The organism is Porphyromonas sp. C0041D3 (assembly GCF_056590575.1).
Window position 1 is genome coordinate 1 of the sequence record NZ_JBWPWJ010000024.1, and the last position, 634, is coordinate 634.

Consider the following 634-nt stretch of genomic DNA (forward strand, 5'->3'; position numbering starts at 1 on the left):
GGAACTCAAGTGGCGTTGGATTCAGCTGATGTCATCTTGACTCAATCTGATCCAGGAGATATTGAATCATTTATTGAATTAGCACACAAAACAACTCGTAAAATGAAACAAAATCTCTTTTGGGGAGCTGGTTATAACATTATAGCTATCCCTCTAGCTGCAGGAATTTTGGCTCCTATTGGTATCACATTAAGCCCTGCATTAGGAGCAATCCTAATGTCTGTGTCAACAGTCATCGTCGCCATTAATGCTATTTTATTAAGTTTAGATCCAAAAAGTAATAGTTAGCAGATCGAATGATTGAAACTCCTTAAAGTATCAAGATACAATAGTTTTACAGGAAAAAAAGAGATGTAAGTACTGGCTCTTTGTAAAATCGTGTTGGTAGAAGTAGACGATTTTTCTACCAACACGATTTTTAATTTATTATAGAACTGATTTCTTTTAAAATCCTATAAGCCATTGATTTTATAAGTTTTATAGCTTGTTATTCTATTTTTTTTGACATCAATACTACAGTCTCAACCCCTATGGTTGTGGGGAACATATCCACGCTCGTAGATGGAAACATATCAAAGATTGGCTCTCGTTTGTAGGAACATATCGACTGTAATTATTTCATTTTCAAGCCTTT

At 34.4% G+C, this 634-nt stretch carries 1 pseudogene; it reads left to right on the plus strand.

What is annotated here, in order from left to right:
• Positions 1-288: pseudogene (locus AC1EKE_RS08195) on the plus strand (heavy metal translocating P-type ATPase); the annotation flags it as partial.
• Between the last annotated feature and the right edge of the window lie 346 nt (positions 289-634).